Origin of the sequence: Nocardiopsis xinjiangensis YIM 90004 (genome assembly GCF_000341145.1) — a bacterium.
Classification (GTDB): domain Bacteria; phylum Actinomycetota; class Actinomycetes; order Streptosporangiales; family Streptosporangiaceae; genus Nocardiopsis; species Nocardiopsis xinjiangensis.
In genome coordinates this window covers 1-1,195 of sequence record NZ_ANBE01000076.1, presented here as the reverse complement: position 1 = coordinate 1,195, position 1,195 = coordinate 1, and the positions used below count along the sequence as shown (strand labels likewise).

Below are 1,195 nucleotides of genomic sequence, written 5' to 3'. Positions count from 1 at the left end.
ACCTGGGGCGCACACAGATGCAGACCCGGCGCGAGGCCGGCACCCGCTACCGCTCCCCGTACGTGTCCAACCGGGTCCCCGAGTTCCACCTGCGCCGCAAGCGTCCCGACCGCCAGTGGGAGGTGCCCTACGCGGACGTGTTCGTCGACGTGGACGGACACACCCTGGAGGAGACCGACACCACCGTCTCCGCCTTGCTCGAGGGCAGCACCCCCGACCTGCGGGTCTGGGCCATCGGCCCTTGGTCGGAACTGGACGAGGGGCGCCGTGCCCCGCTCGACGAGGAGCGCCTCGACCTTCGGCTGATCCGGGAGACCTTCCGTGGTGATGCGCGTGTCCACTTCGTCGAGGCCGCACCCGGACCGGACCCGAGCGTGCCCTACCGCCTGTACGTTCCCGCCGGCGCCCACCCGACCGAGAAGGCCGTCACCGACCTGGTGCGTGAGCTCGACCGAGCCGGGGCCGGGCTGCTGTGCGCACCGTTGCCCGGAGCCACCAGGGCCGGCGGCGGTCTCCTGCGACTGGAACGCGCTGCCTCCTTCGCCCGGGCACGCCACCTCGCGCCCGAGGCCGAGGGCGGTGCCCTGGACCGGGTGGTCGAGAAGGTGGCCGGTACCCACTGGATGCCCGGCGCCGCCTTCGTGGTCACCGAGGAAGCCGAGGACGAAGGTGTGGCCACACCCGTGAGAGCGAGACCCGAGGCGGAGGCGACGGAACGGGCGAAGGGGAAGCGGGGGACCGCGAAGTCGAAGGCCGACCGGAGGAAGCTCGGGGACAAGAACACCGAGGAACTGTGCCGCGAGCTCGAACGGGCCCAGGCCGAGACCGAACGGCTGCGCGCCCGCGCGGTCCGGGCCGAGCGCAAGCTCCGCTGGTTCACCCCGGGGATCGGGCAGCGGCTCCTGCGGAAGGTGGTGCGCTGACCCGGGGCCGTGCGGTGCTCCGTCCGGGCGCCCGCCCAGGGCGAGTGCGACACGCGTTCAACTGAATACACACGGTGATCGTGTTGGTTACGCTGAGGCCGCGCACCGCACACCCGACGCCTCGGGAGGAACCCCATGACCACCGACATTTCCGGAACTGTTCCCGGGGTCGAGGCCCGCCCACTGCCCGTCCCGCCGATGATCGGGCGCCCGTGGGTCGTGCGCAACGATTACGGTTCGGTGGTCGTGCCTGGGTTGGGGGAGTGGGAGCC

General features: G+C 72.1%; 1 pseudogene. It reads left to right on the top strand.

The window, feature by feature from the left end:
• A pseudogene (locus tag D473_RS27555) lies at positions 1–923 on the top strand (glycosyltransferase family 2 protein); the annotation flags it as partial.
• Positions 924–1,195 lie beyond the last annotated feature (272 nt).